We start from the raw sequence: 25,964 nt of genomic DNA on the forward strand, positions 1-25,964 counted from the left end.
AAATATGTAAACGAAATCATTTTATATTATTTCTTAAGGAGGAAAAAGAAATGGAAGCTACTGGACAAAAGGGTGGACTTAAGGCAAGAGTCCAGCGTCTCGGAAGTCATTTATCAGGGATGGTGATGCCGAATATTGGAGGATTTATCGCATGGGGGGTTATCACTGCTTTATTTATCCCAGATGGCTATTTCCCAAATGAATCACTTGCTACTTTAGTTGGACCAATGCTTTCTTACTTACTGCCATTATTAATCGCTTATACAGGTGGTAGCATGGTTCATGGACAACGTGGTGCAGTAGTCGGGGCAATCGCAGCGATGGGTGTTATCGTCGGATCGGATGTACCAATGTTTATCGGCGCTATGATGATGGGACCTTTGGGCGGCTGGTGTATCAAGAAATTTGATGACGCTTTCCAAACGAAGATCAAAGCTGGTTTTGAAATGTTGGTCAATAACTTCTCATCTGGGTTGATTGGTTTTGCTCTCGCAGTTTTAGGATTTTATGCGATTGGGCCAGTTGTTGAATCACTAACGAATTTAATGGCTGCAGGTGTTGAATCAATTATCAACATGCATTTATTACCTTTAGCAAATATCTTTATTGAACCAGCAAAAATTTTGTTCTTAAACAACGCGATCAATCACGGTATCTTAACACCGTTGGGAATTGAACAAGCAGCAGAAGCAGGGAAATCGGTTCTATTCTTATTAGAAGCAAACCCTGGACCAGGTTTAGGAATCCTGTTAGCATTCACATTATTTGGTAAGGGTGCGGCAAAATCTTCTGCCCCAGGAGCAATCATTATCCAATTCTTGGGTGGGATTCATGAAATTTATTTCCCATACGTAATGATGAAACCTCTTTTATTCCTAGCTGTTATGGCTGGTGGGGTTGCTGGAACATTTACATTCCAATTGTTAGGCGCAGGTTTACGAGCAGCAGCGTCACCAGGTTCAATCATTGCGATTATGGCAATGACACCACCCGACGCTATCTTGGCGAATCTGGCGGGGATCATTGTAGGCTGTCTCGTGTCATTCTTAGTTGCTATGATCATCATCAAATCTGATAACAGTGAAGAAGATGACTTGGCTGCTAATCAAGCGGCAATGGCTGACGCAAAAGCGCAATCAAAAGGTCAAGATGCAGTAAAAATGGACAATCAAGAAATGTTCGGCAATATCAATAAAATCATCTTCGCTTGTGATGCTGGTATGGGATCAAGTGCGATGGGAGCCTCTGTTTTACGGGACAAAGTGAAAAAAGCTGGATTAACGTTACCGGTTTCTAATTCGGCAATCAACAATTTAACAGATGACCCAAATGCACTGATTGTAACACAAGAAGAACTACACGATCGTGCAAGTCAAAAAGCACCAAGCGCTACGTTTGTTCAAGTAGAAAACTTCATGAATTCTCCACGTTATGACGAAATCGTGGAAAATTTATCAGAAGAAAAAACGGCTGGTAGCAGCGAAAAAAAGCCGCTGACAGATGATGTGGTACAAGGGTTAGCCGACTATTCAAACGTCGACCACATTATCTTTGGCTATGATCAAGCGAAGGGATCAGCCAACATGGGTGCAACGATTTTGAAAAAATTACTGAAGGACAATGAGTTGAACTATCCTGTAACGGTTGTCTCAATCGCTGCGCTTAAGGATGAAACAACAGCTTTGATTATTACGAATAATGATGAAACGATCAAAGCGGAACAACAAACACCAAGTGCCATCCATGTTCCGTTAACTGACTTAGTCGCTTCAGAAAAATACGACAAAGTTATTCAAAACTTGAAGAAATAGTTAGTCTTTTTTACAGAATCGTATTACTCTTAAAGCAGTGAGGATTCTCACTGCTTTTACCCTTTGAAATTATTGGAGGAGATATTGTGTATTTTTCGGTTCGCGAAAAAAAGATACTTTCCCTTTTATTAGAATATCCCAATGGCATTACGCCGGAGGAGCTGCAAGATATTTTGCAGGTCAGCAAGCGAACAATTTATCGTGAGATTTCAAGTATTGAAAAAACGATTAAATCGCAGGATATCCAGATCATCAAACCTCGCGGCGAAGGCTATCGTATTCTGGGCGAAACATTGAGCTTGGAACGGCTGCAGCAGCAGTTAGGCGAGAAGCAGGCAGAGTTGTTTACTGACAATGTTCAACGTCAGAGTGCGATCGTCTGCTCATTGTTGCTGATGGATGAAGAAGCGACGATCGAAGGCTTAGCAATTGATTTTAAAGTCAGTCCGGCTACGATCACTTCTGATCTTGCAGCAATCGAAAAAAGTTTAATCGATTATCGTTTAGAGCTGCTACGACTAAAGGGCCGAGGGATTAAGATAGCAGGACGCGAAAAGCAACGCCGTCAGTTATTAAGTAATTTAATCTATAACGGTGTGAGTGAATTTGATTTCTTTCATTTCATTGATTTACTGGATGAAGCTGAGACAACAACAGAAGATTTCTTTTTAAATTTATTGAGTCAGTCTAGTTTATTATTAGCCCGCTCAATTTTTGAACAGATTTCTCAGCAGGCCTTTGAGCAAGTGACAGATAACCAATTACAACGTGTATTGATTTTATTGGCGCTATCAATCGATCGAATAGCACAAGGTCGATTCGTTGAAGTGGAGCAAGAGAATAAGGCCAAGCCTGAAAGTATGCAAATTGCTAGTCAGGTCATGATCAAAGTGGCCACAACAATCAAAAAATCGATTCCACCACAAGAGGTCCGTTTCTTTGCCTTCCAACTAGAAGGTGTCAACTATAAGAAACCGCAAAATATTTTTATCGACAGCTTTGATGTCGAGCTTTCGTACAAGATCAAGGAATTGATTCGTTTAGTATCGGAGACGACGGGAGTCGATTTTCGCAAGGATGAACAGCTTTTTAATGACTTATCTGCCCATATGTCGGCGGCACTGAAACGAAACCTGACTGTCATCCAAGGGGCCAACAATCCGTTATTACAAAAAATTCGTGACAAGTATCAAGAATTAACGACAGCAATCATCAAAGAATTGGCGGTTGTTTTTCCGGATCATCAATTTACCGCAGACGAATTAGGCTATGTGGTGATTCACTTTGCTACATCGTTAGAACGTCATCCAAGTGGGCGTGCACTTTCCGCTTTGGTTTTATGTTCCAGCGGAATCGGCACGGCGCGTATCTTAGAGAGTCGCATTCATAAGTATTTGACGGAGATTGAAAAAATTCAAGTAGCAAAAATTTCTGAGATGAATCAACTGGATTATAAGAGTTATGATTTAATTTTGGCGACTGTCTTTCTACCAGGATTTCATCTGCCTTATAAAGTGATTTCGCCATTATTGCTGGATGATGAGATCAAAGAAATCAAGGAATACATCCAGACTCTGCATCCTGAAAAAGTGATTGAAATGACTGATGAACCGGAACAAGAGCCAAGCGAAGCTTTTGATGAAATTTATGAGACGATGCGGGTGGCAAACAATTTATTACAGAGTTTTGATGTAAAGAAGATTGAAGCGAAAGAGACAATCGAGTTGACGTTGGAAGAGATCATTGAGCGTCTTCAGGGAACGATCGTTTCAGATGCGAAGTCTGTTACAGAAAAAGTCATTCAACGCTATTTAGTAGCACCCATCGGAATTCCGAAAACCAATTTCGCTTTATTCCATTGTGCTGATCTTCATGTCAAAGAACCATTGTTTACTATTTATGATCTGGATCAGAAATTTTTGATTCAAGGAATGGATAAAAAAAGTATTGAATTAACACGTGTTTTGCTTTTATTGGCGCCAGATCCAATGCCGGAAAGTCAACAAAGCTTGTTAGGAAAAATCAGCAGTTCAGTGATCGAAAGCGATCTGAATACTGAAATCTATAAATTTGGGAATAAGGAAATCATTTATCAACTGTTGAGTTCTTTATTTGTTAAAGAGATTCGAGAAAATTAGCGAGAAAAAAAGCCGGGAGGGAAATAGAATGGAATTACAACCAGAAATGATTTTGTTAGATCAGGAATATGCGAACAAGGAAGACGCGATTCGCGCGAGTGGGCAGCTGCTAGTGGATGCTGGGTGCGTAGAAGAAGGCTATATTGATGCCATGATCGAAAGAAACGAATTGGTTTCTGTTTATATGGGAAACTTTATCGCGATCCCTCATGGAACAGACGAAGCGAAACGTTTCGTGAAAAAGAGCGGTATTTCAGTGATCCAAGTCCCAACGGGCGTTCACTTTGGGAAAGATGATACCGAAGATGTGGCGATGGTGCTATTTGGTATCGCTGGAATCGAAAATGAGCATTTGGATATTTTACAAAAGATTGCGATTTTTTGTTCAGATGTTGAAAATGTAGTTAAATTAGCAGATGCAAAAACAAAAGAAGAAGTCATTGGCTATCTTCAGGAGGTAGAATAGGATGCAAGCAACACACTTTGGTGCCGGAAATATTGGCCGTGGATTTATTGGAGAGATTTTAGCGAAAAATGGTTTTTCGATTGATTTTGTCGATATCAATGAAACAATCATCAATGCGTTGAATGAACGAAATGAATACACGATTCAGTTAGCTGATGAAAGTCAAAAGGAGATTCATGTTGAGAATGTGGATGGGCTTAATAATCAGACCAATCCAGAAGCGGTGATTGATTCAGTCAGCAAGGCAGATATCGTAACGACAGCCATTGGTCCAAACATTTTACCATTTATCGCAGAGTTGATTGCTAAAGGCATCCAAAAGCGCCGCAGTGAAGGCAATACGGCACCATTAGATGTAGTGGCGTGTGAAAATATGATCGGCGGCAGCCAATTCTTATTTGAAAAGGTTCAAGCGTTCTTATCTGATGAGGACAAGGCATATGTTGAACAATATATCGGATTCCCTAATGCAGCAGTCGATCGTATCGTACCGATTCAACATCATGAAGATCCATTATTTGTATCTGTGGAGCCTTTCAGTGAATGGGTGATCGATGCAACGCAAAGCAAAAATAATGAGTTGCGCCTCAATGATGTGGAATATGTAGAAGATTTAGAACCCTATATTGAACGGAAGCTGTTTTCTGTGAACACCGGACATGCGACAGTTGCTTATACGGGTGCTTATGAAGGATACAAGACCATCGATGAAGCAATTGCTGATAAGCGGGTTCTAGAAAAATTGCGGGCAGTTCTTGGTGAAACAGGCAGCCTGTTGATCAACAAATGGAATTTCGATCAAGAAAAGCACTTAGCTTATATCGATAAAATCGTCAGTCGCTTTGAAAATAAATATATTTCAGACAGTATCAGCCGTGTTGCTCGGACACCGATTCGCAAACTCGGTTTTGACGAACGCTTTATTCGACCAATTCGTGAGTTAAAAGAACGTGGATTAGATTACACGAATTTAGTTGATGTCGTGACGATGGTCTTGAACTACGATGATCCAAATGATGAACAAAGTGTTGAATTACAGGGGTTCTTAAAAGAAAAATCGGTCGCAGAAGTAATCCAGCAAGTAACGGATTTAAAAGACGATGCGTTAATCGCAGAAATATCTGCAAGATATCAAAAATAAGATTATCGCTCCCAGCGTGGTGGAAATTCCGCGCTGGGCTTTTTTTAGCTTTACGTTTCCAAAGAAATTGGGGATAATGAACCTACGATGGAATGATAAAAATTTAATTTTTTGGTCTAGACTTTTTTGTTGAAAAATTCGTTGAGTGGTGTTAAAATTGGTGTATACCAAATTGATAAAGGAGCGTTTACCCATGAAAGTAATTCGTGTGAAAGATGCCAATGAAGGCGGAAAAAAAGCATTTGAAATCATCAAAGATGGAATGGAAAACGGCGTAAAAGTATTAGGTCTTGCAACAGGCAGTACACCTGAAACTTTATATCAAGAAATGACTTCTAGTGATTTAGATTTTTCAGAAATGACTTCTGTAAACTTAGATGAATATGTAGGATTAGCAGGTGACGATGTACAAAGCTACCGTTACTTCATGAATGATCAATTATTCAACAAAAAACCATTTAAAGAAACTTTCGTACCAAAGGGCAAGGCAGAAGATTTAGCTGCTGAATGCAAACGTTACGATGGCGTGATCGCTGATCATCCTATCGATTTACAAGTATTAGGAATCGGCCGTAATGCGCATATCGGATTTAACGAACCTGGAACATCATTTGATGTAACCACTCATGTAGTTGAACTAACTGAATCAACGATCGAAGCGAACAAACGCAACTTCGATAAAGTAGAAGATGTGCCAACTCATGCGTTGTCAATGGGGATTGGTTCAATCATGCAAAGCAAGAAAATCTTATTGATGGCTTTTGGTACAGACAAAGCTGATGCAATCAAAGATATGATCGAAGGTGCAGTAACAACAGATGTTCCTGCAAGTATCTTACAAAAACATGCTGACGTAACAGTCATTATTGATGAAGACGCAGCAAGCAAATTATAAAAAATAGTACTCTAATGAGGGTGTGACAGAAGTAGTTAGCCGGCTTATTTCCGAATGCTAGTTCTGCTTAGTGAAACGTAGCAGTAACTGTATGCGAAGCTTGAGAAGAAGAACTTGCTTCTGAAACACCGATTATTGGGGAAAAGGGAGCTGTGACAAAACTTTTGTCACAGCTCCACTTTTTTTATTAGGACCGGATTTGATCGGTGTGATACTAGTAATAAGAAAATAGGACGCAGTTAGGAGCGTGAATCTATGAGAAGGTGCATTGTTTAGGCTGGAATGGTCGTTGACGGTATGAACTAAAATACGAGGAGTGAAAAACTATTCCAGCAGAAAAGCTTTATCCTAGAAGTAATGATAATGAGACAATATATCTGAAGGAAGCAATCACACGACCAGCTATTTCGGTAGGTGAGTACACCATCTATAATGACTTTCGTAATGATCCTCGTGAGTTTGAACGAAATAATGTATTGTATCAGTATCCTATCAATAAGGATCAATTAATTATTGGTAAATTTTGTTCGATCGCTTGTGGTGCGACCTTTATTTTTAATAGTGCGAATCATCGGCAGTCGGGGCTTTCTACCTATACTTTTCCATTGTTTTATGAGGAATGGCAGTTGGACAAAGAGCAGGTGACGTCGGCTTGGGACAACAAAGGCGATATTGTAATCGGAAATGACGTATGGATCGGTTACGAAGCAACTATTTTGTCTGGGGTCACGATTGGGGATGGTGCGATCATTGGAGCAAAATCAGTTGTGACCAAGGATGTTCCAGCTTATAGTGTGGTCGGCGGTATACCGGCGAAGGAAATTAAGCCGCGTTTTGATTCCGCGACGATTCAGAAATTGCAGCGGATTAAATGGTGGGACTGGCCCTATGAAAAAATCCGGCACGCGATTCCCTATTTGAAGAATGGCGATATTGATCAATTAGTGGATTAAGTGTGTTAAAGCTCAGTCATGAATTTGACTGGGCTTGCTTCTTTTTCAACCTTTGGCTATAGTGAAAATTAGAAAAGTTAGACGGAGGCTAGTATGCGTTTAGATAAATTTTTGGCAGAGGTAGGTTTGGGCAGCCGCAAGGAAGTCAAACAGCTGATTAAAAAAGGACAGATCACGGTCAATGAGCAGCTCGAGAAATCGGATAAAAAGCAAGTTGATCCGGAGAAGGACCGTATAATTTTTCAAGGTGAGGTACTGCATTATCAGGAGTTTTATTATTACTTATTACATAAACCAGCGGGTGTGGTGAGTGCAACGGAGGACGCTCGTGATCAGACAGTGATGGATTTATTTTCAGCAAGTGATTATCGCAGTGATCTTTTTCCAGTAGGGCGATTGGATAAGGATACTGAGGGTCTTTTGTTGATTACAAATGATGGCAAGCTGGCCCATGACTTATTATCTCCGAAGAAACACGTAGAGAAGGAATACTTCGCTGAAGTCAGCGGGGTAATGACTTCAGCGGATCAACAACGGTTTGCTGACGGGATTCCTTTAGATGGCGAGTTAACTCTACCGGCGGAATTAGTGATTGATGAAGTCATGGAGGGCTTATCAAAAGTTCGAATCGTTTTACATGAAGGGAAATTTCATCAGGTTAAACGAATGGTCAAATCTTGCGGGAAAGAAGTGACTTATTTAAAGAGAATCCGTATGGGGAAAGTGAGTTTACCGCAAGATTTGGCTAAAGGGACGTATCGTTCTTTATCAGAGGATGAATTGCGAGCACTAAAAGGTTAAGAGACTCCCTTTTTTCTTGAGCGTGCTATACTGAAAGAGAAGAGCTATTGATGGAGCAGGAGGCGGTGCACAGATGGATTTGAAATTATCAGTTTATGAAATTACGCTGCGATTATTTTTGGCCATGATCATGGGCGGCGCCATCGGAATTGAACGAGAATACAAGAATCGTCCTGCAGGCATTCGGACACATATCTTGGTTTGTATGGGAGCGACTATTATTGCGCTGATCCAAGTAGAGATTGCTGACCAAGCATTACGATATGCGGCTGCTAAGCCGGAGTTTGTCGGCGTTGTTCGGGCAGATGAAGCTCGTTTGATCGCACAAGTTGTTAGCGGGATCGGTTTTCTTGGAGCTGGAACGATCATGGTCAGCAATCGCTCAGTCAAAGGGCTAACGACCGCGGCTTCGATCTGGGCCGGGGCTGGATTGGGGATTGCTATTGGGATGGGGTATTATACGATCGCAATCTGCAGCTTTGTTGGGATTATGTTGGCCTTGACTGTGGTTAAACGGATCATCAAAATTAATGCCATCAAGAAACTGGAGATTCGTTATATTCATCGTGAGGCAACCAAAGAATTTATCATGAATTATTTTGAGAGTAAAAGAATCGAAGTAGAAGATGTCGATTTCGATGTGGATTTTATGGATGATTATCGGATCTATACAAATGTCTACACGATCGATCTGCCGCGCGGGATGAATTACACGGATGTGATTGAGGATCTTTCGATGTATAAGAACATCACCAAGCTTCGTATGATCAATGTCTAATAAGGAAGGTAGAATCGTCTAATGATGATTTTATCTTCTTTTTTCTTTAAAGTTTTATTGTCAGGCATGATGTTCATTGATACAGTTAATAATAAGAACAACAGCTGGAGGAAAAAATGGGGAAAATTCTTTTGTTAGAAGATGATACAAATTTGAATAACGGGATTCAATTGTGCCTGACCAGAGAAGGATATGAGGTGGCGGCTTGTTTTGATATTGCTACCGCGGAACAGGCCTTCCAGAAAAATGAGATAGACTTGGTTATCAGTGATCTCTCTTTGCCGGATGGCAGCGGCTTGGAGTTTTGCCAAACGATCCGGGAACAGTCGAATGTTTTGATTTTGATGCTGACTTCTTATAACCAAGAACACGATATCGTCAGCGGATATGTTCATGGAGCAGATGACTATATGACGAAACCTTTTAGTTTAATGGTATTGGTTTCTAAAGTACAGGCGCTAATGAAACGTGTGGTGCGCAATCAAGGGCAAGAATTAGTTTCTGGCGAGTTATCGGTATCTTTGACTGAGATGAGAGTGAAACTGCATGATAAAGTTTTGCCTTTAAGTAAGACAGAGATCCAATTACTGATCCTCTTTATGGAGAATCCAAAACAGATTTTATCGGCGGATCAATTATTGGATCAAATTTGGGATACAAAGGGTGATTTTGTTGATACGAATACGGTATCAGTCAATATCAGCCGTTTACGTCAGAAAATCGGGAAAGAGCGGATCAAAACAGTTCGAGGAGTGGGGTATTTATGGATCAACGACGTTCAAAAAAAATAATCCTGTGCTATGTTTTGTTTTCCGCGATTTTTTTTGCACTGTTTATTGTTCAGAATCTAAAGATGGGTTCTGAGCTTCAGCAAGACCAGCAAGCAACTTTAGCACTTATAAATAAAGAGAAGTCATTTTCTGAAGCAAAGCTGATCAAAGGTTTTGATGAAGTAAAAACGGCTGAATTAGTAATGGAAGGAAAAGAGCTGGAGGAAAAATACGGGTTGTTAGGCAAAATGAGTCTATCTCACATAGTAGATGCGTTCATTTTTCGTAATTTAGTCGTATTTAGTGTATGTTGGCTTGTTCTTTCACTGCTCTTCTTTTGGTTCGTGCGCGAAAAACGAATGATTCATAAGCGACTGGAGGAGAGAACTAGTGATTATGAAGAAACGATTGCCTATAATGAGTTGATGCTGCAGCGGAGTCAGCGTGAAGAGGGCGATTTAAAATCCAGTATTACTGACATTACACACCAATTAAAGACTCCCGTTGCTTCATTGAAATTAAGTTTAGACATTGCTCTTTCAGAGAAATATGAAGAGCAAGAACGAAGAAAATTTGCAGATCAAGCAGAGGTGCAGATTAATAAGTTAGGCCTAATGTTGGACGGCTTAGGAAAAATCTCGCAATTGGAAACAGACTTGATCCAGTTACGTCCACAGGCATGTTCTTTGCAGCAGCTGCTCAATCAAGCAGTGAATAGTGTGATCATGAAGGCTGTCGAAAAAGAAATTGAGCTGGAGGTTGAATTATCAGAGGATTTCTCTGTTCTGGTAGATGAAAAATGGACGTTAGAGGCTTTGGGCAATATTTTAGAAAATGCGATCAAGTATTCACCAGAGAAAACAACGGTCAACGTTCAAACGTCATCATTAATAACCTATATCTTAATAGAGATCAAAGATCAGGGACCAGGAATTCCTGCTGAGGAACAAAATAGAATCTACCAGCGGTTCTATCGTGGAAAAAATAGCGAGTCTGTCGAAGGCTCGGGGGTTGGGCTGTATCTTACTCGGAAGATTATTGAGGAACAGGGCGGAACCGTTCTAGTGAAACGACGCCAACCTCAAGGAGCAAATTTTCAGTTGACCTTGCCGTTAGCCTAATTTCTTGTCTGAATTTATGCACGTATGAAGAAGGCGATCCGGTTTGAAGCTGCTAAGCTGGCGTCCCCAGCGTTTATTTAGGTCAGAAGTTATCCTGCCAACTTGCTCAAGCAATAAGCAGAACGAGTTCAACACTCCTTTCGTTCTTTCTTACAAAATTGTTATGTTCGCTGAAAGAATCCTGCAAGGGTTCTTTTTTATACTAAGAGTATAGAAATAAACGAGAGCAGGAAAGAGGGAGACAAAAAATGATTTTAACAATTAGGGATTTAGTAAAACATTATAACGACGGGAATTCAATTGTAAAGGCGGTTGACTATATCGACTTAGAAGTAGAAAAAGGTGATTTTGTTGCAATCGTTGGTAAATCAGGTTCAGGTAAAAGTACCTTGCTCAATTTGATTGGCGGGTTGGATCGACCTGATACAGGACAGGTAATTATTGATGGAAAAAATGTTTTTCGTATGAAGGATGAGCAATTAGCTGTTTTTCGCCGTCAGAAAATTGGCTTTATTTTCCAGAATTACAATTTAATTCCATCATTGAATGTCTGGGAAAATGTCGTTTTACCGATCGGTCTAGATAATCGAAAAGTAAATACCGCGTTTATTGAAGAACTGTTAACGACGATCGGATTGAATGATCGGAAAAAAGCGTTACCGAGTATGCTTTCTGGCGGACAGCAGCAACGTGTGGCCATTGCTCGTGCGATCGCAGCAGAGCCGGCCATCATTTTAGCAGATGAGCCGACAGGGAACTTAGATACCAAAACGGAATTAGAAGTGATGTCATTATTAAAACGATCGGTGGAAAAATTTGGTCAAACATTAATCATGATCACTCATGATGAAGGGATTGCGCAGACGGCCGATCACATCGTCCACATTGAAGATGGGCGGGTGATCTAAATGAAGATGACAAGTAAAGTAGCCTTGGCGAATACTAAGTATCATAAAGGAAAAAATCTATTATCTGGTATTGCGATCATTTTGACCAGTGTGCTGGTTTTCTTGATCACTTCGATCGGGTTAGGCGTGGTAAATGTTCAGAATGCGGCCGTTAACAAAGTTTATCCAACATGGCATGCGATGTATCGTGAAGTTTCTGAAGAAAACAAAGAGAAAATCGCCCAGCATGAAACGATCAGCGAATACGGAGTGCGTCAAGATGTCGGAGAGTCTGTGTTAAATGAAAAAGACTATATTCTCATCAGCTACTTAGATCAGGATGCTCAGAAATTAGCTAAACAGACGTTTACCAAAGGATATGCCCCTAAAAAGGGCAATGACGCAGTTCTTTCTCGTAACGCTTTGAAGGAACTGGGGTACCCGGCCGCTAAAGTTGGGGATACGATCAACGTTCCGATACAGATTTATGATGAGGACGGCATGGGCCTGCAGCAGGAAAGGTCTTTTCGCTTAACAGGCTTCTCACCTGATGGAAAAAACCAAAATGATCGAAAGATCTTTTCGATGTTGGTTTCAAAAGAGTTTATGAATGAGGTCATTCCAAAGAACCAGCGTAGTTATCGGATGATGATTCGCTTGAATAAGGAAGCGGCTACTTCCACAGATGCCATCAAGGATCAAGTGAAACAAATTGGCAAGAATTTTGATGTAACTGAAAATAATATCGTCGAAAATGGCGACTACATTTTTGCGAATTATGTTGACCCTGCCTTTTATTCAGGGATGGCGATCATTGTAGGAATCATTTTGATTGCGGGAGCGTTAACAATTTATAGTATTTATTATGTGTCCTTGATTAATAAGGTTCAAGAATTCGGGAAATTAGCGGCGCTGGGAGCAACCAAAAGACAGATGCGTCAAATTATTTTAAGAGAAAATTTGATCGTGGCGGGGATTTCGATCCCACTTGGATTGTTGATCGGAATTGCTACTGTAAAACTCGTTTTCTTCCGGCTGATGTCCACGATCCAAAACGAGATCGCGACCACTAAGATTATGCGAGAAGTTTTAGAAAATGGCGAGGTATCCTTGATTCTCCCTTGGATAATAGGAATGACTGTAGGTGTCACCTTACTGACAGTTATCTTAGCTTCTCTCAAACCAATGCGGCAAGCGAGTAAAATCATGCCCGTAGAGGCGATGCGCTATACCGGACAAGCGCAAGGCAAGAAGAAAAAACAACGTAAGGGATTTATTAATCTGGATCTGCGACGCTTAGTTAATGCAAATCTATCTCGAAATAAAAAAGGGACATTAATTACGATCTTTTCATTAGGAATGATCGGAATTTTATTCGTAGTCATTTCGACTGTGTTTAGCTGTATGAATCCACAGCAGATAGCTCGGGATTCGATTGCAGAGGATTATCGATTGAATATCGCATCAAAAAGCGGCGATAAAATGCGGCCGGATCTTGAGTGGACAGCTATCCAGCAGAACAATCCTCTGAATGCAGAGATGATCAATCAGATCAAAGCAGTCAAAGGTGTTGAAAAAGTGGAGGCGTTCCAATCAATCACTGGAGAAATACCAGCGATCAAAGAAAGTGGCGCAAACAAACCAATGGGATTATCAATCGGCGGTATTTCAAAAAATCAAATGGATCTGATTAAAAGGGATATCAACGAAGGCAGCGCTACTTATGATGAGTTAGACTCTGGTGATAAAGTGGTCGCTACAGGTTATGTGATGGCGAATTATCCAGAGATAAAGATTGGTGATACGCTGACATTCAAGTTTTTTGATGGGAAACGTTCCTTTGAAAAAGACATGAAGGTTATTGCCGGCGGAGATTTCGCGGAATCAATTAGCGGCTATGATAATTTCTTAATGAGTAACGAGGCAATAAAAAAACTGTCAAAAAATAATTTGACCTATTACATCAACATCAAAGCTGCTAAAGGACAAACCGAGACAATCAAGCCAGCAATCGAGAGTATTGTAGAAGCAAATGAGCTTTTCAATTTAAAGAGTTATGAAGAAATTTTGGCGCAGTGGGAAGGTGCACTGCAAATGATGACTGGTGCGGGGTATGCTATTATGTTAGTTCTTGCGATTGTTGGAATCATGAATCTGATCAATACAACGATTGATAGTATTCTTAGTCGAAAAAAAGAACTGGGTGTGATGCAGGCAATTGGGATGTCCAACCGGCAGATGAAACGGATGCTTCAAACGGAAGGATTGGTTTACGCCGGTGGAATACTTTTACTGGGAGTCGGAATCGGCAGTATCTTAGGATATCTAGTCTATCTGTATGCTGAAAGCCACGCACTGATGCAAATAAAAATCTATCAATACCCGTTGCTTCAAGTCGCACTGATGGTAGTGCTGGTCGTCGTTGTACAGTTGATTCTTACCTATGCGACAACCACAATCGTTAATAAAGAGACTGTCATTAAACGAATTCAGGCTTCAGAATAAAAAAAGGAACTGTGACAAAAGTCTTGTCGCAGTTCCTTTTTCCGAACAAACGGTGTGTCAGAAGTAGCTTCTTCTTCGCAAGCTACGCATACAGTTACTGCTAAGTTTCACTAAGCAGAGCTAGCATTCGGAAATTCCTTCTTATTTCTTGAAGCTGACCACTTCTGTCACAACCTCTTTTTTGATGTCACTTTTATTCTAAACCAATCAAATAATCATCATCGTTCATAGCTTCTACTTGACCAAGCAAGTAACCATTGCCGACTTGCGAGAAGAAGTCGTGGTTGCTTGTTCCAGTAGAGATGCCGTTCATCACAATCGGATTGACATCATCGGCAGTATCCGGGAAGAGCGGGTCCATACCAAGATTCATCAATGCTTTATTGGCATTATAGCGTAAGAAGGTTTTTACTTCTTCGGTCCAGCCGATTTCATCATATAATTCTTCCGTGTACCGTTCTTCATTTTCGTACAATTCATACAATAAATCATACATCCATTCTTTCAAACGTTCTTGTTCCTCTTCCGGCTGTTCGTTGAAACCGCGTTGGAATTTGTATCCGATATAGGTTCCATGAACAGATTCGTCACGGATGATCAGTTTAATAATTTCCGCTACGTTAGCCAATTTATTATTTCCTAGATAATAAAGCGGTGTATAAAAGCCTGAATAAAACAGGAAGGTCTCTAGAAAAACGCTAGCGATTTTCTTTTCTAACGGAGTCCCGTTTTTATAAATTTCGTTGATTCGCTCCGCTTTCTTTTGCAAGTATGGATTCGTATTGGTCCATTCAAAAATTTCGTTGATTTCAGTTTTCGTATTTAATGTACTGAAAATCGATGAATAGCTTTTTGCATGAACAGATTCCATGAATTGGATATTGTTTAGTACTGCTTCTTCGTGAGGCGTGCGAACGTCTTCACGCAGCTGATCCATTCCGCTTTCTGATTGAACGGTGTCCAATAAAGTCAGCCCACCGAATACGTACCCCACGGTTTGCTTTTCTAAATCGGATAGTTTGCGCCAATCGTCTAAGTCATTGGACAATGGAATTCGTGTATCCAACCAAAATTGTTCGGTTAGTTTTTCCCACGTCGATTTATCGATGACGTCTTCGATCTCATTCCAGTTAATGGCTTCATAATAAGTTTCTGCCATGGATATTCCTCCTAAGGTAAGTATATAATCACGCATAGCATTCCCTCTCGGACTTCGGTCCGAGAGGGAACAGCCTTTTTTAGATTACGCAGCTTTCACATTGATTTGAGCCGATTTCTTCAGCATCGTCTGTAAAGGTCCGAACATAATAAATAGATTTACAACCTTTATAGAAGGCATAGTTACGTAAAATGTTCAAATCACGTGTTGTTTGTTTGCTTTCTTTTTTCCATTCGTATAACCCGTCAGGAATTTCAGAACGCATAAATAGCGTCAAACTCATTCCTTGATCGATATGTTGCTGAGCTGTCGCATAAACATCAATGACTTTTCTCATATCCATATCGTAGGCAGAAGTATAGTAAGGCAAGGTTTCATTATTCAAGTAAGGCGCTGGATAATAGATCTTACCGATTTTCTTTTCTTGACGTTCTTCGATTAAACGAGTGATTGGGTGCAAGCTGGCACTGGTATCATTGATATAAGAAATCGAACCATTCGGTGCAACAGCTAAACGATTTTGGTGATACAAGCCGTCTTTTTGAACCGCTTCTTTTAATGCTTGCCAATCTTCGGCAGTTGGAACAAAGATATCCTTGAAGATTTCTTTGACTTTAGCTGTTTTTGGTGCAAATTCACCAGTGGTGTATTTATCGAAATATGAACCATCCGCATAAGCCGATTTTTCAAAGTTATGGAAGACGGTCTTACGTTCTTTCGCCAGTTCATTACTTTCCATTAACGTCCAATAGTTTAACAAAGTGAAATAAATATTGGTAAAGTCGATAGATTCCTCAGAACCATACGCCATTAGGTGTTTTGCGAAGAAGCTGTGTAATCCCATCGCCCCTAAACCGATCGTGTGATTCAAGTTATTGCCATTTTGAATGGAAGGAACCACTTCGATATCTGACTCGTCTGTTACAAAGGTTAATGCACGAACCATCGTTCGAACAGATTGACCAAAATCAGGACTTTCCATCAAGTTGACGATATTTGTGGAACCAAGGTTACATGAAATATCAGTACCTAGCACGTCATATTCCTGACGACCATTGATGGTAGAAGGGGTCTGAACTTGGAGAATCTCAGAACAAAGATTACTCATGACAATTTTTCCATCAACTGGGTTCGCACGATTGGCTGTATCAATGTTGATGATATATGGGTAACCAGATTCTTGTTGCAATTTAGAAATTTCATTTTCGAGATCACGAGCACGAATTTTTTTCTTGCGAATATTTGGGTTTGCGACTAAATTGTCATATTCCCTAGTGATATCGACATAAGAATAAGGCACACCGTATTCACGTTCGACACCATAAGGGCTGAATAAATACATATCTTCATTTTTACGAGCTAATTCATAAAATTTATCTGGTACTGTCACACCAAGAGAGAGAGTCTTCACGCGGATTTTTTCATCGGCGTTCTCTTTTTTGGCAGACAAGAACATCTCAATATCTGGATGGAAAACATCTAAGTAAACAACCCCAGCACCTTGACGTTGACCTAATTGGTTAGAATAAGAGAAACTGTCTTCGAATAATTTCATGACTGGAACAACACCGCTTGCTGCACCATCATAACCTTTGATTGGTGAGCCAGCTTCACGCAAGTTAGATAAATTGATCCCTACACCGCCGCCGATTCGTGACAATTGCAGGGCTGAATTGATGGAGCGGCCGATGCTGTTCATATCATCGGTCACTTGGATCAAGAAACAAGAGACTAATTCTCCGCGGCGTTTACGACCAGCATTTAAAAAAGACGGGGTTGCTGGTTGATAACGTTGGTGGATCATTTCATCAGCCAATGACAGAGCTAATTTCTCATCACCATTCGCAAAATACAAGGCGTTGAAAGCGACACGGTCTTCATAGCTTTCTAAATACTCAGTGCCTGCATTGTTTTTCAAGGCATATTGCGAGTAAAATTTATAGGCCGCCATAAATGATTTAAATGTAAATTTTTGATCTGCTAAATAATTAAAGAGTTTTTCGATAAAAGCAGGGGTATATTTTGCAATAAACGCTGCTTCTAAAAAGTCTTCTTCTATTAAATAGTCGATTTTTTCTTGTACAGATGAAAATGTACGGGTATTTGGTTCAACGTTTTCTTTGAAAAAGGCAGTTAACGCTTCTTTGTCTTTATTCAATGGAATCTGTCCATTTACTGGACGGTTGATCTCATTATTCAATTTGAAGTAAGATACTTCACCTAGGTCTTTTAAACTCATCTCGTCACATCTTTCCTTTTTTCTATCGATTTCTTTCAGGTTCATCGAGTTGCTTTTCTACCCAACAGGTCTCATTTTAAACAAAAAAAAGAATCCTTGATCGTTACATAGGTCCATCACTAGATATAGTGGCAGTGAACAAGCAAAACGATTCCTATATAAAGAAGAAAACTTTGCAATCGTGGATCGCAAAGTTTCGCAAAACGGTGCTCTAGAAGCGGCTTCTTAAATTACGCTAATGCTTTTAATTGATCTGGACGAAAACCAATGATGGCTTGTTGTCCGCCGAAAATAACTGGGACACTTTGGAAACCTTGATCTTTTAAAAAACCTAGTGCTTCAGGTTCATTGTCTATATTGACTTCTTCAAATGAAATTTGATTTTCAGTTAAATAACGTTTTGCCATTTTACACTGCATACAATTGTTTTTAGAATAGACTTTTACCATAAGACTACCTCCCTTGATTTCTACAATTACTAGTATAAAAGATGTAGCGAAAAAGTCAATCGTTTAATACCATATATTGTGGTGGTAATTTATTGGTATACTACTCTTTGTGTTTTTTGCAAAAATGTTGAAAACGGACGGTTTCAAAGGAAAATCCCTTTTCATAATTCAAAAAAACGTTACAAGGTGTTTTTTTTCGACAAAAAAGTTTTTTTAATAACGAAAAATACAGATTAGAAACAAATAAATCAGTGATTGTCAAACAAGTTGCTCACAAAAGACACAAAATCCTCGACCATTTATTGACTTTACTAGCAAATGAAGCTATTCTTAGTGAGAAAGATTCTCATTATTAATTAGAGTTAGGTGGAAAAGTGTATGACAACTTTGGCAGATGTTTCATTGAACCAGGTCGTTCAAATTGATGAAATGACTTTAGAAAAAGAATTAAAGCATCGCCTACAAGATTTGGGGATGATCGTCGGTTCAAAGGTTGCCGTCGTGAATCAATCTGGCGATAACGGAATTATTCTATTACATAATACACGGCTGGCTTTATCCCAGTCTTTACTAAAACAAATACTTGTGAAGGATCTAACGGAGGACCAAGAGACATGGGTTTCATTAGATCAATTAAGTGCTGGAGAACAAGGTGTTGTAGTAAATGTCCATGGCACAGGTGCGGTAAAACGACGTTTGATGGATATGGGACTGACTAAAGGAACACAAGTGAAGGTCGTGAAATTGGCTCCTCTAGGAGATCCGATTGAATTACGAGTTCGAGGGTATGAATTGAGTTTACGAAAAAACGAATCAGAGATGGTGGTCGTATCGAAGGAGGCGGAATAGATGGCGAAGACTCATATTGCCTTAGCAGGGAATCCCAACAGCGGTAAAACGAGTACCTTTAATGTTTTAACTGGGACCAATCAGTTTGTTGGAAACTGGCCTGGTGTAACGGTTGAACGAAAAGAGGGTATTTATAAGAAGGATTCTGAAGTAATTATTGATGATCTTCCCGGAATCTACTCGTTGTCACCTTATTCACCTGAAGAAGTGGTAGCGCGAGATTATTTACTTTCAGGAACACCAGATGCCATTGTTAATATTATTGATGGAACGAATTTGGAGCGGAATCTCTATTTGACGACACAGCTGATTGAGACTGGAACTCCCGTGGTTGTTGCTGTCAACATGATGGATATTATTAAGAAAAGCGGCAAACAGATCAATTTGGAAAAATTGGCTTACGCTTTAGGAGTGCCAGTTGTTGGTATCAGTGCGCTGAAGAATTGGGGCTTGGATAAAGCCGTCAATGAAGCTTTGCATCTGATCAAAAATGGCGTGGAGGAAGTTAGTTTCCCACATTACGATAATCGTTTAGAAGCAGCGCTTAACGAGATTGAAGAAGTTTTGGGAAGTACAGCACAGGCTCAATATGGCCGTTGGTATAGCTTAAAATTATTTGAACGAGATGAACGTGCGCAGCAGGATCTAGACCTGAGCTCCATCCAACAAAAAGAAATTGGCGAGATCATCAAGATCACGGAAAAGATTTTTGGCGAAGATGCAGAGAGCCTAGTTATTAATGAACGCTATAATTTTATTACTCACTTAAAAACGTTATGTGTTGTGGATGAGGATCAATTCAAGTTGTCTATCTCAGACAAAATCGACCGTATTGTCACGAACCGTTTCTTAGCGTTACCGATCTTTGCTTTAGTCATGTGGCTGATCTACTATATTGCTATCCAAACAATCGGTGCGATGGGTACTGATTGGGTGAACGAGAATTTGTTTGGCGATATCGTGCCGAATTTTGTCAGCTCAACATTGCAGTCTTGGAATGTAGCGGAATGGATGCAAAACTTGATTTTAGATGGAATCATTGCTGGGGTTGGAGCAGTTTTAGGTTTCCTTCCACAATTGATGGTACTATTCTTATGCTTGGCGCTTTTGGAAGATTGCGGATACATGTCTCGGATTGCCTTCGTCATGGACCGGATTTTCCGTAAATTTGGTTTGTCAGGGAAATCATTTATTCCGATGCTGATCGCAACAGGCTGTGGCGTACCAGGAGTTATGGCAAGTCGGACGATCGAGAACGAAAAGGACCGACGCATGACTGCAATGCTAACCACTTTTATGCCTTGTTCGGCTAAATTACCGATCATTGCGTTGATTGCGGGCGCATTTTTCCCTAATAGCAGCTGGGTAGCACCGTCAGCATATTTTGTTGGAATGGGCGCGATTGTCTTATCAGGAATTGCGTTGAAGAAAACCAAGCTCTTCTCAGGCGATCCGGCACCTTTCATTATGGAGCTTCCGTTGTATCATATGCCTAGATTTGGGAACACGATTCGTTATACTTATGATCATAGTAAATCGTTTGTTAAGCGTGCTGGAACAATCATTTTTGTTTCAAGTATCGTAATCTGGTTTATTTCCAGCTACAACTTCTCATTACAATCTGTTAATGAAAATGATAGTATTTTAGCAGCTTTGGGCGGCTTGATCGCACCACTTTTTGCACCATTAGGTTGGGGAGATTGGCGCGGAGCTGTTGCGGCTATTACTGGTTTAGTAGCCAAAGAAAATGTTATCGGGACTTTCGGGATTTTATACCGTCATGCGGAAGTAGCAGAAGACGGCGTGGAAATCTGGAAAGCATTACAAGCAGCTTATACGCCAATTGCCGGTTATTCATTCTTAGTATTCAATTTGTTGTGTGCGCCATGTTTTGCCGCAATCGGTGCGATTCATCGTGAAATGGGCGATATCAAGTGGACGTGGCGTGCGATCGGCTATCAATGCGGATTGGCTTATGTCGTGAGTTTCATCGTTTATCAATTTGGTCACGTAATGTTTGAAGATGGAAAAATCGGTGTTGGATTGATTTTAGCAGCGATCTTATTAGCAGCGATGATTTACTTCATCGTTAGAAAACCTGTTAAACAAACTCCAACGATTACGATCGAAGAGATCAAAGAGGTGAAAGAATGGCAACTATAATATTAAGCGTATTGATCTTTGGCGGTGCTGGAGTGATTGTTTATCGTCGAATCAAAAATGGCAATTCATGTGAAGACTGCGGCAGCAGTTGCCCAGTAAAAGAAGAACAACATAAGCATTAATACAAAGAATCCGATGATTTTCATCGGGTTCTTTTTTTGCATTCATTTTGGATAATAAAAAAAATTGTCAAAGTTGTTGACAATAGTTCGGTGCCGAACTATAATAACAAACGACATATAGTTCGGTACCGAACTATAATGAATAATGAAGGAGTTCCTTAGAATGAGTGAATTTACAAAAGACTTAATGCGGCAATTGCATTTTATTAGTTCTGCGAGTAATGCATTTGTGAGCAAGCGACAAAAATTAAATGGTCAGCAGCGAGTTTTAGCGATTTTAGCGAAGGAGGATGGATTGATCCAAAGTCAATTAGCTGAAATTTTAGACATCCGTCCAAGCTCTTTGGCTGAATTAATGAAGAAGATGGAAAAAAGCGGAGATGTGTTACGGAGAGAGGAAGAACATGATAAACGAATCAAACGTGTTTTTCTAACAGAAAATGGCAAACAGAAGGCGCAAAAGTTCAGCCATGCCGGTGAGGATATGAGTGAAGCTTTTTTTGCAGGATTAACTGAAAAAGAACAAGAAAACTTCAGCGAGTATTTGCAAAAAATTTCTGGAGGCTGGCAAGAAGAATTCCAAAAACAAGCGGGCCGTTTCGTTGACCCGATGGATCGTCTGCGCCAGATGCAAGCGATGCGTGAGCAGTTTGCGGAAAACTGGCAAGAAGATTGGCAGAATCTTTCACGAGAGGAACAACATCGGATGCGAAACCAAATGCAACGAGAGATGCGCAATGCTTCGCGAGATTTTTCTCGCAATTTTAAACACGACTTTCGTCGGAATTTTTGGGGAAGCCGTGATTGTTTTGACGGAGCGAATAAAACAAAAGACTCAGAAGATACAGAGTGGGAAGATTTTTAGAAAACAACAGCTTTCAGTTATGAGCTAGGAGGAACTAATTATGGATCGAGATATAAGTATGGTGCCTGAAGAAACTGTTAAGGGCAAAAATAAAAAAAGCAATTACAAGTTAAAAGATTTTTTACGATTGATCATGAGTGTCAACCCTAAGAAAACACTGTTTGGTATTGGGTTGTTTTTAAGTCTGCTGACAAGCGGAGCAAGCCTGATCGTACCGCAATTAACGAAAGGGTTGATCGATACTAGTAAATTAGCACAAATCGATCGGACGATGCTGGTCGTTCTAGTTCTAGCCTTCGTAGCACAATTGGCTTTTGGGGCAATCGGCAGCTTCTTATTACGGTATGTCGGCGAGAGTGCTGTTAAAACGTTACGGGAAAAATTATGGAGTCACTTATTGCAAATGCCGGTTGGATATTATGATGATCATAAATCAGGTGAAAGCAGTTCGCGGCTGGTGAATGATACGACGGTTATTAAGGATTTAGTTGCAACGCAATTTCCCAACTTTATTACTGGTGCGATCCAATTGGTTGGATCAATGATTATTTTGTTCGTGATGGATTGGAAGATGGCGGCCATGATGTTCTTGGCTGTGCCGATTATGGCGTTGATCATGATGCCGATCGGTCGGATTATGTCTCGTTTGGGACGTCAATTACAAGCGGCAACTGCCGACTTTAATGCAGAAGCGAGTGAAAAATTATCTGAAATTCGATTGATTAAAGCCAGTAACGGTGAAAAATTTGAAAAAACCAGCGGTGGTTCATTTATCAACAAGATTTTCAATTTAGGTATTAAGGATGCAAAAGTCGAAGCGATGCTGCAGCCAATCATTACGACAGTCATGTTAGGCCTATTTGTAGGGATCTTAGGGTATGGAGCGGTTCGGGTCCAAGCGGGAACGTTAACAAGCGGCCAATTAGTTGCTTTCCTATTATATCTATTTAATATCATGATGCCGGCAGCCAGCTTTGCGATGTTCTTCTCGCAAGTACAAAAAGCGATGGGAGCTACTGAACGAATCGAGCAAATTCTAAAAACAGATTTGGAACCAATCGAAACTGGAAAAACAGTTGATGTTACTGGAAAAACTATCAAGGCAGAAAATCTTTCTTTCCATTATGTAGCAGATCGTCCAATTTTAAAAAATGTTTCTTTTGAGGCTAAGCCTAATACCGTAATCGCTTTTGCCGGTCCAAGCGGCGGTGGAAAGTCTACGATCTTCGCTTTATTGGAACGCTTTTATCAGCCGACAGATGGAGCGGTCAAAATCGGCGATGAAACGATCCACGACCTCAGCTTAACGAGTTGGCGTTCACAGATTGGCTATGTCTCTCAAGACAGTGCTGTATTTGCTGGAAGCATTCGTGAGAATTTGCAATATGGATTGGATCGGACATTAACAGAAGAAGAGTTGTGGCATGGATTGGAATTAGCTTATGCGGATCAATTTGTCCGGGATTTTCCAGAGCAATTAGAAACCGAATTAGGGGAGCGCGGAGTGAAATTGTCTGGTGGGCAAAAACAACGAATTGCCATTGCTCGAGCTTTCTTACGAGATCCGAAAATCTTGATGCTGGATGAAGCAACTGCTAGCTTGGATTCACAATCAGAGGAAAAGGTACAACGTGCTTTGGATCAATTAATGGAAGGGCGCACAACTTTGGTTATCGCTCACCGCCTATCAACGATCGTAGATGCAGATCATATTTACTTCATTGAAAAAGGGGAAGTAACCGGTCATGGGACCCACAATGATTTGATCGCGACGCATCCGCTTTATGCACAATACGTACAAGAACAAGTTGTGAGTTAAGAAAATAAAGGAAATCGCGCAAAAACTTTCGATTTGGAAAGTTTTTGCGCGATTTTCTTGTTTATTCGTAAGTTGGCATCTTTTTCTCATACGCGTCAATGTCATCTTCATACTGCAAGGTGATACTGATATCATCCAAACCTTTGACTAATTTATCCTTCCAAGTTGGATCAATTTGGAAAGGATAGTTGGCTTCTTGCGTTTGAACTTCTTGTTTAGGCAAATCAATAGTGATCGATTGATCCGCCGGTAATTGACTCAGAATATCTCGTATTTTTTGGTCCAAACGGATCGGCAAGAGACCGTTTTTCAGTGCATTCATGTAAAAGATATCACTGTAACTGCCGGCAATCACTGCTTTGAACCCATAATCTTGAATGGCCCAAGCGGCATGCTCACGTGAGGAACCTGACCCAAAATTTTCTCCCGAAATCAAGATCGTCGCCGCTTTTCGTTCTGGAGTGTTCAAAATAAACTCGGGGTTGGGCGAGCCATCTTCTAAAAAGCGCCACTCGTCAAAAAGATGTTTGCCGAATCCAGCTTTATCGACTTGTTTTAAAAAGCCTTTTGGAATGATTTGATCGGTATCGATATTATCATTCATCAAAGGGACTGTTTTTCCAGTATAGATCGTAAATTTTTCCATTAAATGACCTCCTTACGGCTATCAACGAAGTTTCCGTGAATAGCAGCTAGTGCTGCCATTACTGGGCTGCAAAGATGTGTGCGCGCGTCCTTGCCTTGGCGTCCTTGGAAATTTCTGTTGGATGTTGAAGCACAGTGGACACCTGCGGGCACACGGTCGGGGTTCATCCCTAGACACATCGAGCAGCCCGGTTCGCGCCATTCAAATCCAGCGGCCTTAAAAACCTTATCCAAACCAATTTTTTCAGCAGCTTTACGAACTGGTCGGGAACCAGGGACAACGATAGCTGTTACATTGTCATGGACTTTTTTTCCTTCAACGATTTTTGCGGCTTCCTTAAGATCCGATAGCCGTCCGTTCGTACAAGATCCAATAAAGACATATCCGACAGGAATATCCGCGGGAGTCTGCCCCGGTTTCAAATCCATATAATCGTAAGCTTTTTGCAGATCCGGTGAAGTAATCGCTGGAAATGCGCCATCAAAAGGAACGCCCATTTCAGGGTTGGTTCCCCAAGTTACGAAAGGTACGAGTTCGCTGACATCTAGTGTCAATTCTTTGTCATATACAGCATCATCGTCTGTATACAGTTCTTTCCAATCCTTAATGGCGGCCTCCATATTTTTTGGAGCGTATTCGCGACCTGCTACATACTCAAAGGTTTTGTCATCTGGTGCGATCAATCCGATTTTTGCGCCGCCTTCGATCGCCATGTTGCATATCGTCATGCGTTCTTCCATTGATAGGTTTTCAATTGCTTCTCCGTGAAACTCAGTGCCATACCCGACACCAAAGTCTGTACCATATTTAGCAATCAGTGCCAAAATAATATCCTTCGCATAAACGCCCTTAGGCAATTTCCCAGTAATATTGATGCCCATATTTTTCGGTTTATTTTGCCACAACGATTGTGTAGCAAAAACATGTTCCACTTCACTCGTACCGATCCCAAAGGCTAGGGCACCAAAAGCGCCGTGAGTTGCCGTATGAGAATCTCCGCAAACAATCGTCTTACCTGGTTGAGTCAGTCCGGTTTCTGGGCCTACCATGTGGACGATTCCTTGACGATCGCTGCCGTTATCACATAGCTGTACACCGAATTCTTGGCAATTATCTCTAAGTGTGTCGATCTGTTTCTTTGCTACTAGATCGGTGAAATTAAAAATATCAATCGTCGGTGTATTATGATCCATCGTGGCAAAAGTCCGTTCTGGATGACGCAAGGTTCGGCCGGCTTCACGAATTCCCGCAAAAGCTTGCGGAGAAGTAACTTCGTGAATCAAATGCAGGTCGATGTACAGCAATTGAGGGGCACCTTCTTCGCCGTGGACGACGTGGCGATCCCAAAGTTTATCAAATAGTGTTTTTCCCATATTTTCCGCTCCTT

22 protein-coding genes are annotated in these 25,964 nt (G+C 40.7%); 17 read left to right on the forward strand and 5 right to left on the reverse strand.

Annotation, left to right across the window (positions count from 1 at the left end):
- Positions 1 to 50 precede the first annotated feature (50 nt).
- The 12 genes from IGI38_RS01665 (at position 51) to IGI38_RS01720 (ending at position 14,266) form a co-directional block, all read left to right on the forward strand.
- Positions 51 to 1,811 carry a PTS mannitol transporter subunit IICBA gene (locus IGI38_RS01665; protein ID WP_438725923.1) on the forward strand — a complete coding sequence of 587 codons (1,761 nt, stop codon included), beginning with the start codon at positions 51 to 53 and terminating at the stop codon, positions 1,809 to 1,811.
- Between the two features lie 86 nt (positions 1,812 to 1,897).
- A complete protein-coding gene (locus IGI38_RS01670; RefSeq protein WP_438725925.1) occupies positions 1,898 to 3,949 on the forward strand; it encodes a BglG family transcription antiterminator in 2,052 nt (683 codons plus the stop codon).
- Positions 3,950 to 3,977: 28 nt separating this feature from the next.
- Positions 3,978 to 4,415 carry a PTS sugar transporter subunit IIA gene (locus IGI38_RS01675; RefSeq protein ID WP_438725927.1) on the forward strand — a complete coding sequence of 146 codons (438 nt, stop codon included), beginning with the start codon at positions 3,978 to 3,980 and terminating at the stop codon, positions 4,413 to 4,415.
- 1 nt (position 4,416) lies between these two features.
- Entirely contained in the window at positions 4,417 to 5,556 is a 1,140-nt protein-coding gene (locus IGI38_RS01680; RefSeq protein WP_438725929.1) for a mannitol-1-phosphate 5-dehydrogenase, read from the forward strand.
- A 193-nt stretch (positions 5,557 to 5,749) separates the two neighbouring features.
- Positions 5,750 to 6,451 carry a glucosamine-6-phosphate deaminase gene (gene nagB, locus IGI38_RS01685; RefSeq protein ID WP_438725931.1) on the forward strand — a complete coding sequence of 234 codons (702 nt, stop codon included), beginning with the start codon at positions 5,750 to 5,752 and terminating at the stop codon, positions 6,449 to 6,451.
- A gap of 326 nt (positions 6,452 to 6,777) precedes the next feature.
- Complete coding sequence (locus IGI38_RS01690) at positions 6,778 to 7,404, forward strand: CatB-related O-acetyltransferase (protein WP_438730233.1); 627 nt, start codon at positions 6,778 to 6,780, stop codon at positions 7,402 to 7,404.
- 93 nt (positions 7,405 to 7,497) lie between these two features.
- Entirely contained in the window at positions 7,498 to 8,205 is a 708-nt protein-coding gene (locus IGI38_RS01695; protein WP_438725933.1) for a pseudouridine synthase, read from the forward strand.
- A 73-nt stretch (positions 8,206 to 8,278) separates the two neighbouring features.
- Positions 8,279 to 8,983, forward strand: a complete 705-nt coding sequence (locus tag IGI38_RS01700) for an MgtC/SapB family protein (RefSeq protein WP_438725935.1) — start codon at positions 8,279 to 8,281, stop codon at positions 8,981 to 8,983.
- Between the two features lie 116 nt (positions 8,984 to 9,099).
- A complete protein-coding gene (locus tag IGI38_RS01705; RefSeq protein ID WP_438725937.1) occupies positions 9,100 to 9,774 on the forward strand; it encodes a response regulator transcription factor in 675 nt (224 codons plus the stop codon).
- Positions 9,747 to 10,874, forward strand: a complete 1,128-nt coding sequence (locus tag IGI38_RS01710; RefSeq protein WP_438725939.1) for a sensor histidine kinase — start codon at positions 9,747 to 9,749, stop codon at positions 10,872 to 10,874. Before IGI38_RS01705 ends, IGI38_RS01710 begins: the two co-directional genes overlap by 28 nt.
- A gap of 248 nt (positions 10,875 to 11,122) precedes the next feature.
- Positions 11,123 to 11,782 carry an ABC transporter ATP-binding protein gene (locus IGI38_RS01715; protein WP_438725941.1) on the forward strand — a complete coding sequence of 220 codons (660 nt, stop codon included), beginning with the start codon at positions 11,123 to 11,125 and terminating at the stop codon, positions 11,780 to 11,782.
- Positions 11,783 to 14,266, forward strand: coding sequence for an ABC transporter permease (locus IGI38_RS01720; protein WP_438725943.1), 2,484 nt, complete (start codon positions 11,783 to 11,785; stop codon positions 14,264 to 14,266).
- A 193-nt stretch (positions 14,267 to 14,459) separates the two neighbouring features.
- Here the strand turns inward: IGI38_RS01720 and nrdF are convergent, their stop codons facing one another.
- The 3 genes from nrdF to nrdH all read right to left on the reverse strand — a co-directional run bounded on the left by nrdF (position 14,460) and on the right by nrdH (position 18,113).
- On the reverse strand, positions 14,460 to 15,425 hold the full coding sequence (gene nrdF / locus IGI38_RS01725; protein ID WP_438725945.1) for a class 1b ribonucleoside-diphosphate reductase subunit beta: 966 nt from the start codon (positions 15,423 to 15,425) through the stop codon (positions 14,460 to 14,462).
- Positions 15,426 to 15,504: 79 nt separating this feature from the next.
- Positions 15,505 to 17,664 carry a class 1b ribonucleoside-diphosphate reductase subunit alpha gene (gene nrdE, locus IGI38_RS01730; RefSeq protein WP_438725947.1) on the reverse strand — a complete coding sequence of 720 codons (2,160 nt, stop codon included), beginning with the start codon at positions 17,662 to 17,664 and terminating at the stop codon, positions 15,505 to 15,507.
- Between the two features lie 230 nt (positions 17,665 to 17,894).
- The gene (gene nrdH / locus IGI38_RS01735) at positions 17,895 to 18,113 is read right to left on the reverse strand and encodes a glutaredoxin-like protein NrdH (protein ID WP_010740640.1); all 219 of its coding nucleotides are present in this window, start codon (positions 18,111 to 18,113) and stop codon (positions 17,895 to 17,897) included.
- A 378-nt stretch (positions 18,114 to 18,491) separates the two neighbouring features.
- On the opposite strand from nrdH, the gene IGI38_RS01740 reads away from it, so the two are divergent.
- The 5 genes from IGI38_RS01740 to IGI38_RS01760 all read left to right on the forward strand — a co-directional run bounded on the left by IGI38_RS01740 (position 18,492) and on the right by IGI38_RS01760 (position 23,931).
- A complete protein-coding gene (locus tag IGI38_RS01740) occupies positions 18,492 to 18,962 on the forward strand; it encodes a FeoA family protein (RefSeq protein ID WP_438725950.1) in 471 nt (156 codons plus the stop codon).
- Positions 18,963 to 21,125 (forward strand): ferrous iron transport protein B, encoded by a 2,163-nt coding sequence (gene feoB, locus IGI38_RS01745; protein ID WP_438725952.1) that lies wholly within the window; start codon positions 18,963 to 18,965, stop codon positions 21,123 to 21,125.
- On the forward strand, positions 21,113 to 21,247 hold the full coding sequence (locus IGI38_RS01750; protein WP_438725954.1) for a FeoB-associated Cys-rich membrane protein: 135 nt from the start codon (positions 21,113 to 21,115) through the stop codon (positions 21,245 to 21,247). The genes feoB and IGI38_RS01750 overlap by 13 nt, the downstream gene beginning before the upstream one ends.
- Positions 21,248 to 21,410: 163 nt before the next feature.
- The gene (locus IGI38_RS01755; RefSeq protein ID WP_438725956.1) at positions 21,411 to 22,112 is read left to right on the forward strand and encodes a MarR family transcriptional regulator; all 702 of its coding nucleotides are present in this window, start codon (positions 21,411 to 21,413) and stop codon (positions 22,110 to 22,112) included.
- Between the two features lie 40 nt (positions 22,113 to 22,152).
- Complete coding sequence (locus IGI38_RS01760) at positions 22,153 to 23,931, forward strand: ABC transporter ATP-binding protein (protein WP_438725958.1); 1,779 nt, start codon at positions 22,153 to 22,155, stop codon at positions 23,929 to 23,931.
- A gap of 61 nt (positions 23,932 to 23,992) precedes the next feature.
- Here IGI38_RS01760 and leuD read toward each other — a convergent pair whose 3' ends face one another.
- Positions 23,993 to 24,577: a 3-isopropylmalate dehydratase small subunit gene (leuD, locus tag IGI38_RS01765; protein ID WP_438725960.1), complete on the reverse strand. Its 585-nt coding sequence runs from the start codon at positions 24,575 to 24,577 to the stop codon at positions 23,993 to 23,995.
- Positions 24,577 to 25,950: a 3-isopropylmalate dehydratase large subunit gene (gene leuC / locus IGI38_RS01770; RefSeq protein ID WP_438725962.1), complete on the reverse strand. Its 1,374-nt coding sequence runs from the start codon at positions 25,948 to 25,950 to the stop codon at positions 24,577 to 24,579. Before leuC ends, leuD begins: the two co-directional genes overlap by 1 nt.
- Between the last annotated feature and the right edge of the window lie 14 nt (positions 25,951 to 25,964).

The sequence above is a fragment of the Enterococcus sp. AZ128 genome (genome assembly GCF_051714485.1).
Taxonomy (GTDB): Bacteria; Bacillota; Bacilli; order Lactobacillales; family Enterococcaceae; genus Enterococcus_A.

Coding starts and splice junctions, on each gene's coding strand:
- nrdE (WP_438725947.1), bottom strand. CDS start 17,664: ATGAGTTTAAAAGACCTAGGTGAAGTATCTTACTTCAAATTGAATAAT.
- leuD (WP_438725960.1), bottom strand. CDS start 24,577: ATGGAAAAATTTACGATCTATACTGGAAAAACAGTCCCTTTGATGAAT.
- IGI38_RS01665 (WP_438725923.1), top strand. CDS start 51: ATGGAAGCTACTGGACAAAAGGGTGGACTTAAGGCAAGAGTCCAGCGT.
- IGI38_RS01710 (WP_438725939.1), top strand. CDS start 9,747: ATGGATCAACGACGTTCAAAAAAAATAATCCTGTGCTATGTTTTGTTT.
- IGI38_RS01720 (WP_438725943.1), top strand. CDS start 11,783: ATGAAGATGACAAGTAAAGTAGCCTTGGCGAATACTAAGTATCATAAA.
- IGI38_RS01680 (WP_438725929.1), top strand. CDS start 4,417: ATGCAAGCAACACACTTTGGTGCCGGAAATATTGGCCGTGGATTTATT.
- nrdF (WP_438725945.1), bottom strand. CDS start 15,425: ATGGCAGAAACTTATTATGAAGCCATTAACTGGAATGAGATCGAAGAC.
- nrdH (WP_010740640.1), bottom strand. CDS start 18,113: ATGGTAAAAGTCTATTCTAAAAACAATTGTATGCAGTGTAAAATGGCA.
- IGI38_RS01755 (WP_438725956.1), top strand. CDS start 21,411: ATGAGTGAATTTACAAAAGACTTAATGCGGCAATTGCATTTTATTAGT.
- IGI38_RS01675 (WP_438725927.1), top strand. CDS start 3,978: ATGGAATTACAACCAGAAATGATTTTGTTAGATCAGGAATATGCGAAC.
- IGI38_RS01715 (WP_438725941.1), top strand. CDS start 11,123: ATGATTTTAACAATTAGGGATTTAGTAAAACATTATAACGACGGGAAT.
- feoB (WP_438725952.1), top strand. CDS start 18,963: ATGGCGAAGACTCATATTGCCTTAGCAGGGAATCCCAACAGCGGTAAA.
- IGI38_RS01750 (WP_438725954.1), top strand. CDS start 21,113: ATGGCAACTATAATATTAAGCGTATTGATCTTTGGCGGTGCTGGAGTG.
- IGI38_RS01740 (WP_438725950.1), top strand. CDS start 18,492: ATGACAACTTTGGCAGATGTTTCATTGAACCAGGTCGTTCAAATTGAT.
- IGI38_RS01695 (WP_438725933.1), top strand. CDS start 7,498: ATGCGTTTAGATAAATTTTTGGCAGAGGTAGGTTTGGGCAGCCGCAAG.
- nagB (WP_438725931.1), top strand. CDS start 5,750: ATGAAAGTAATTCGTGTGAAAGATGCCAATGAAGGCGGAAAAAAAGCA.
- IGI38_RS01705 (WP_438725937.1), top strand. CDS start 9,100: ATGGGGAAAATTCTTTTGTTAGAAGATGATACAAATTTGAATAACGGG.
- IGI38_RS01760 (WP_438725958.1), top strand. CDS start 22,153: ATGGATCGAGATATAAGTATGGTGCCTGAAGAAACTGTTAAGGGCAAA.
- leuC (WP_438725962.1), bottom strand. CDS start 25,950: ATGGGAAAAACACTATTTGATAAACTTTGGGATCGCCACGTCGTCCAC.
- IGI38_RS01700 (WP_438725935.1), top strand. CDS start 8,279: ATGGATTTGAAATTATCAGTTTATGAAATTACGCTGCGATTATTTTTG.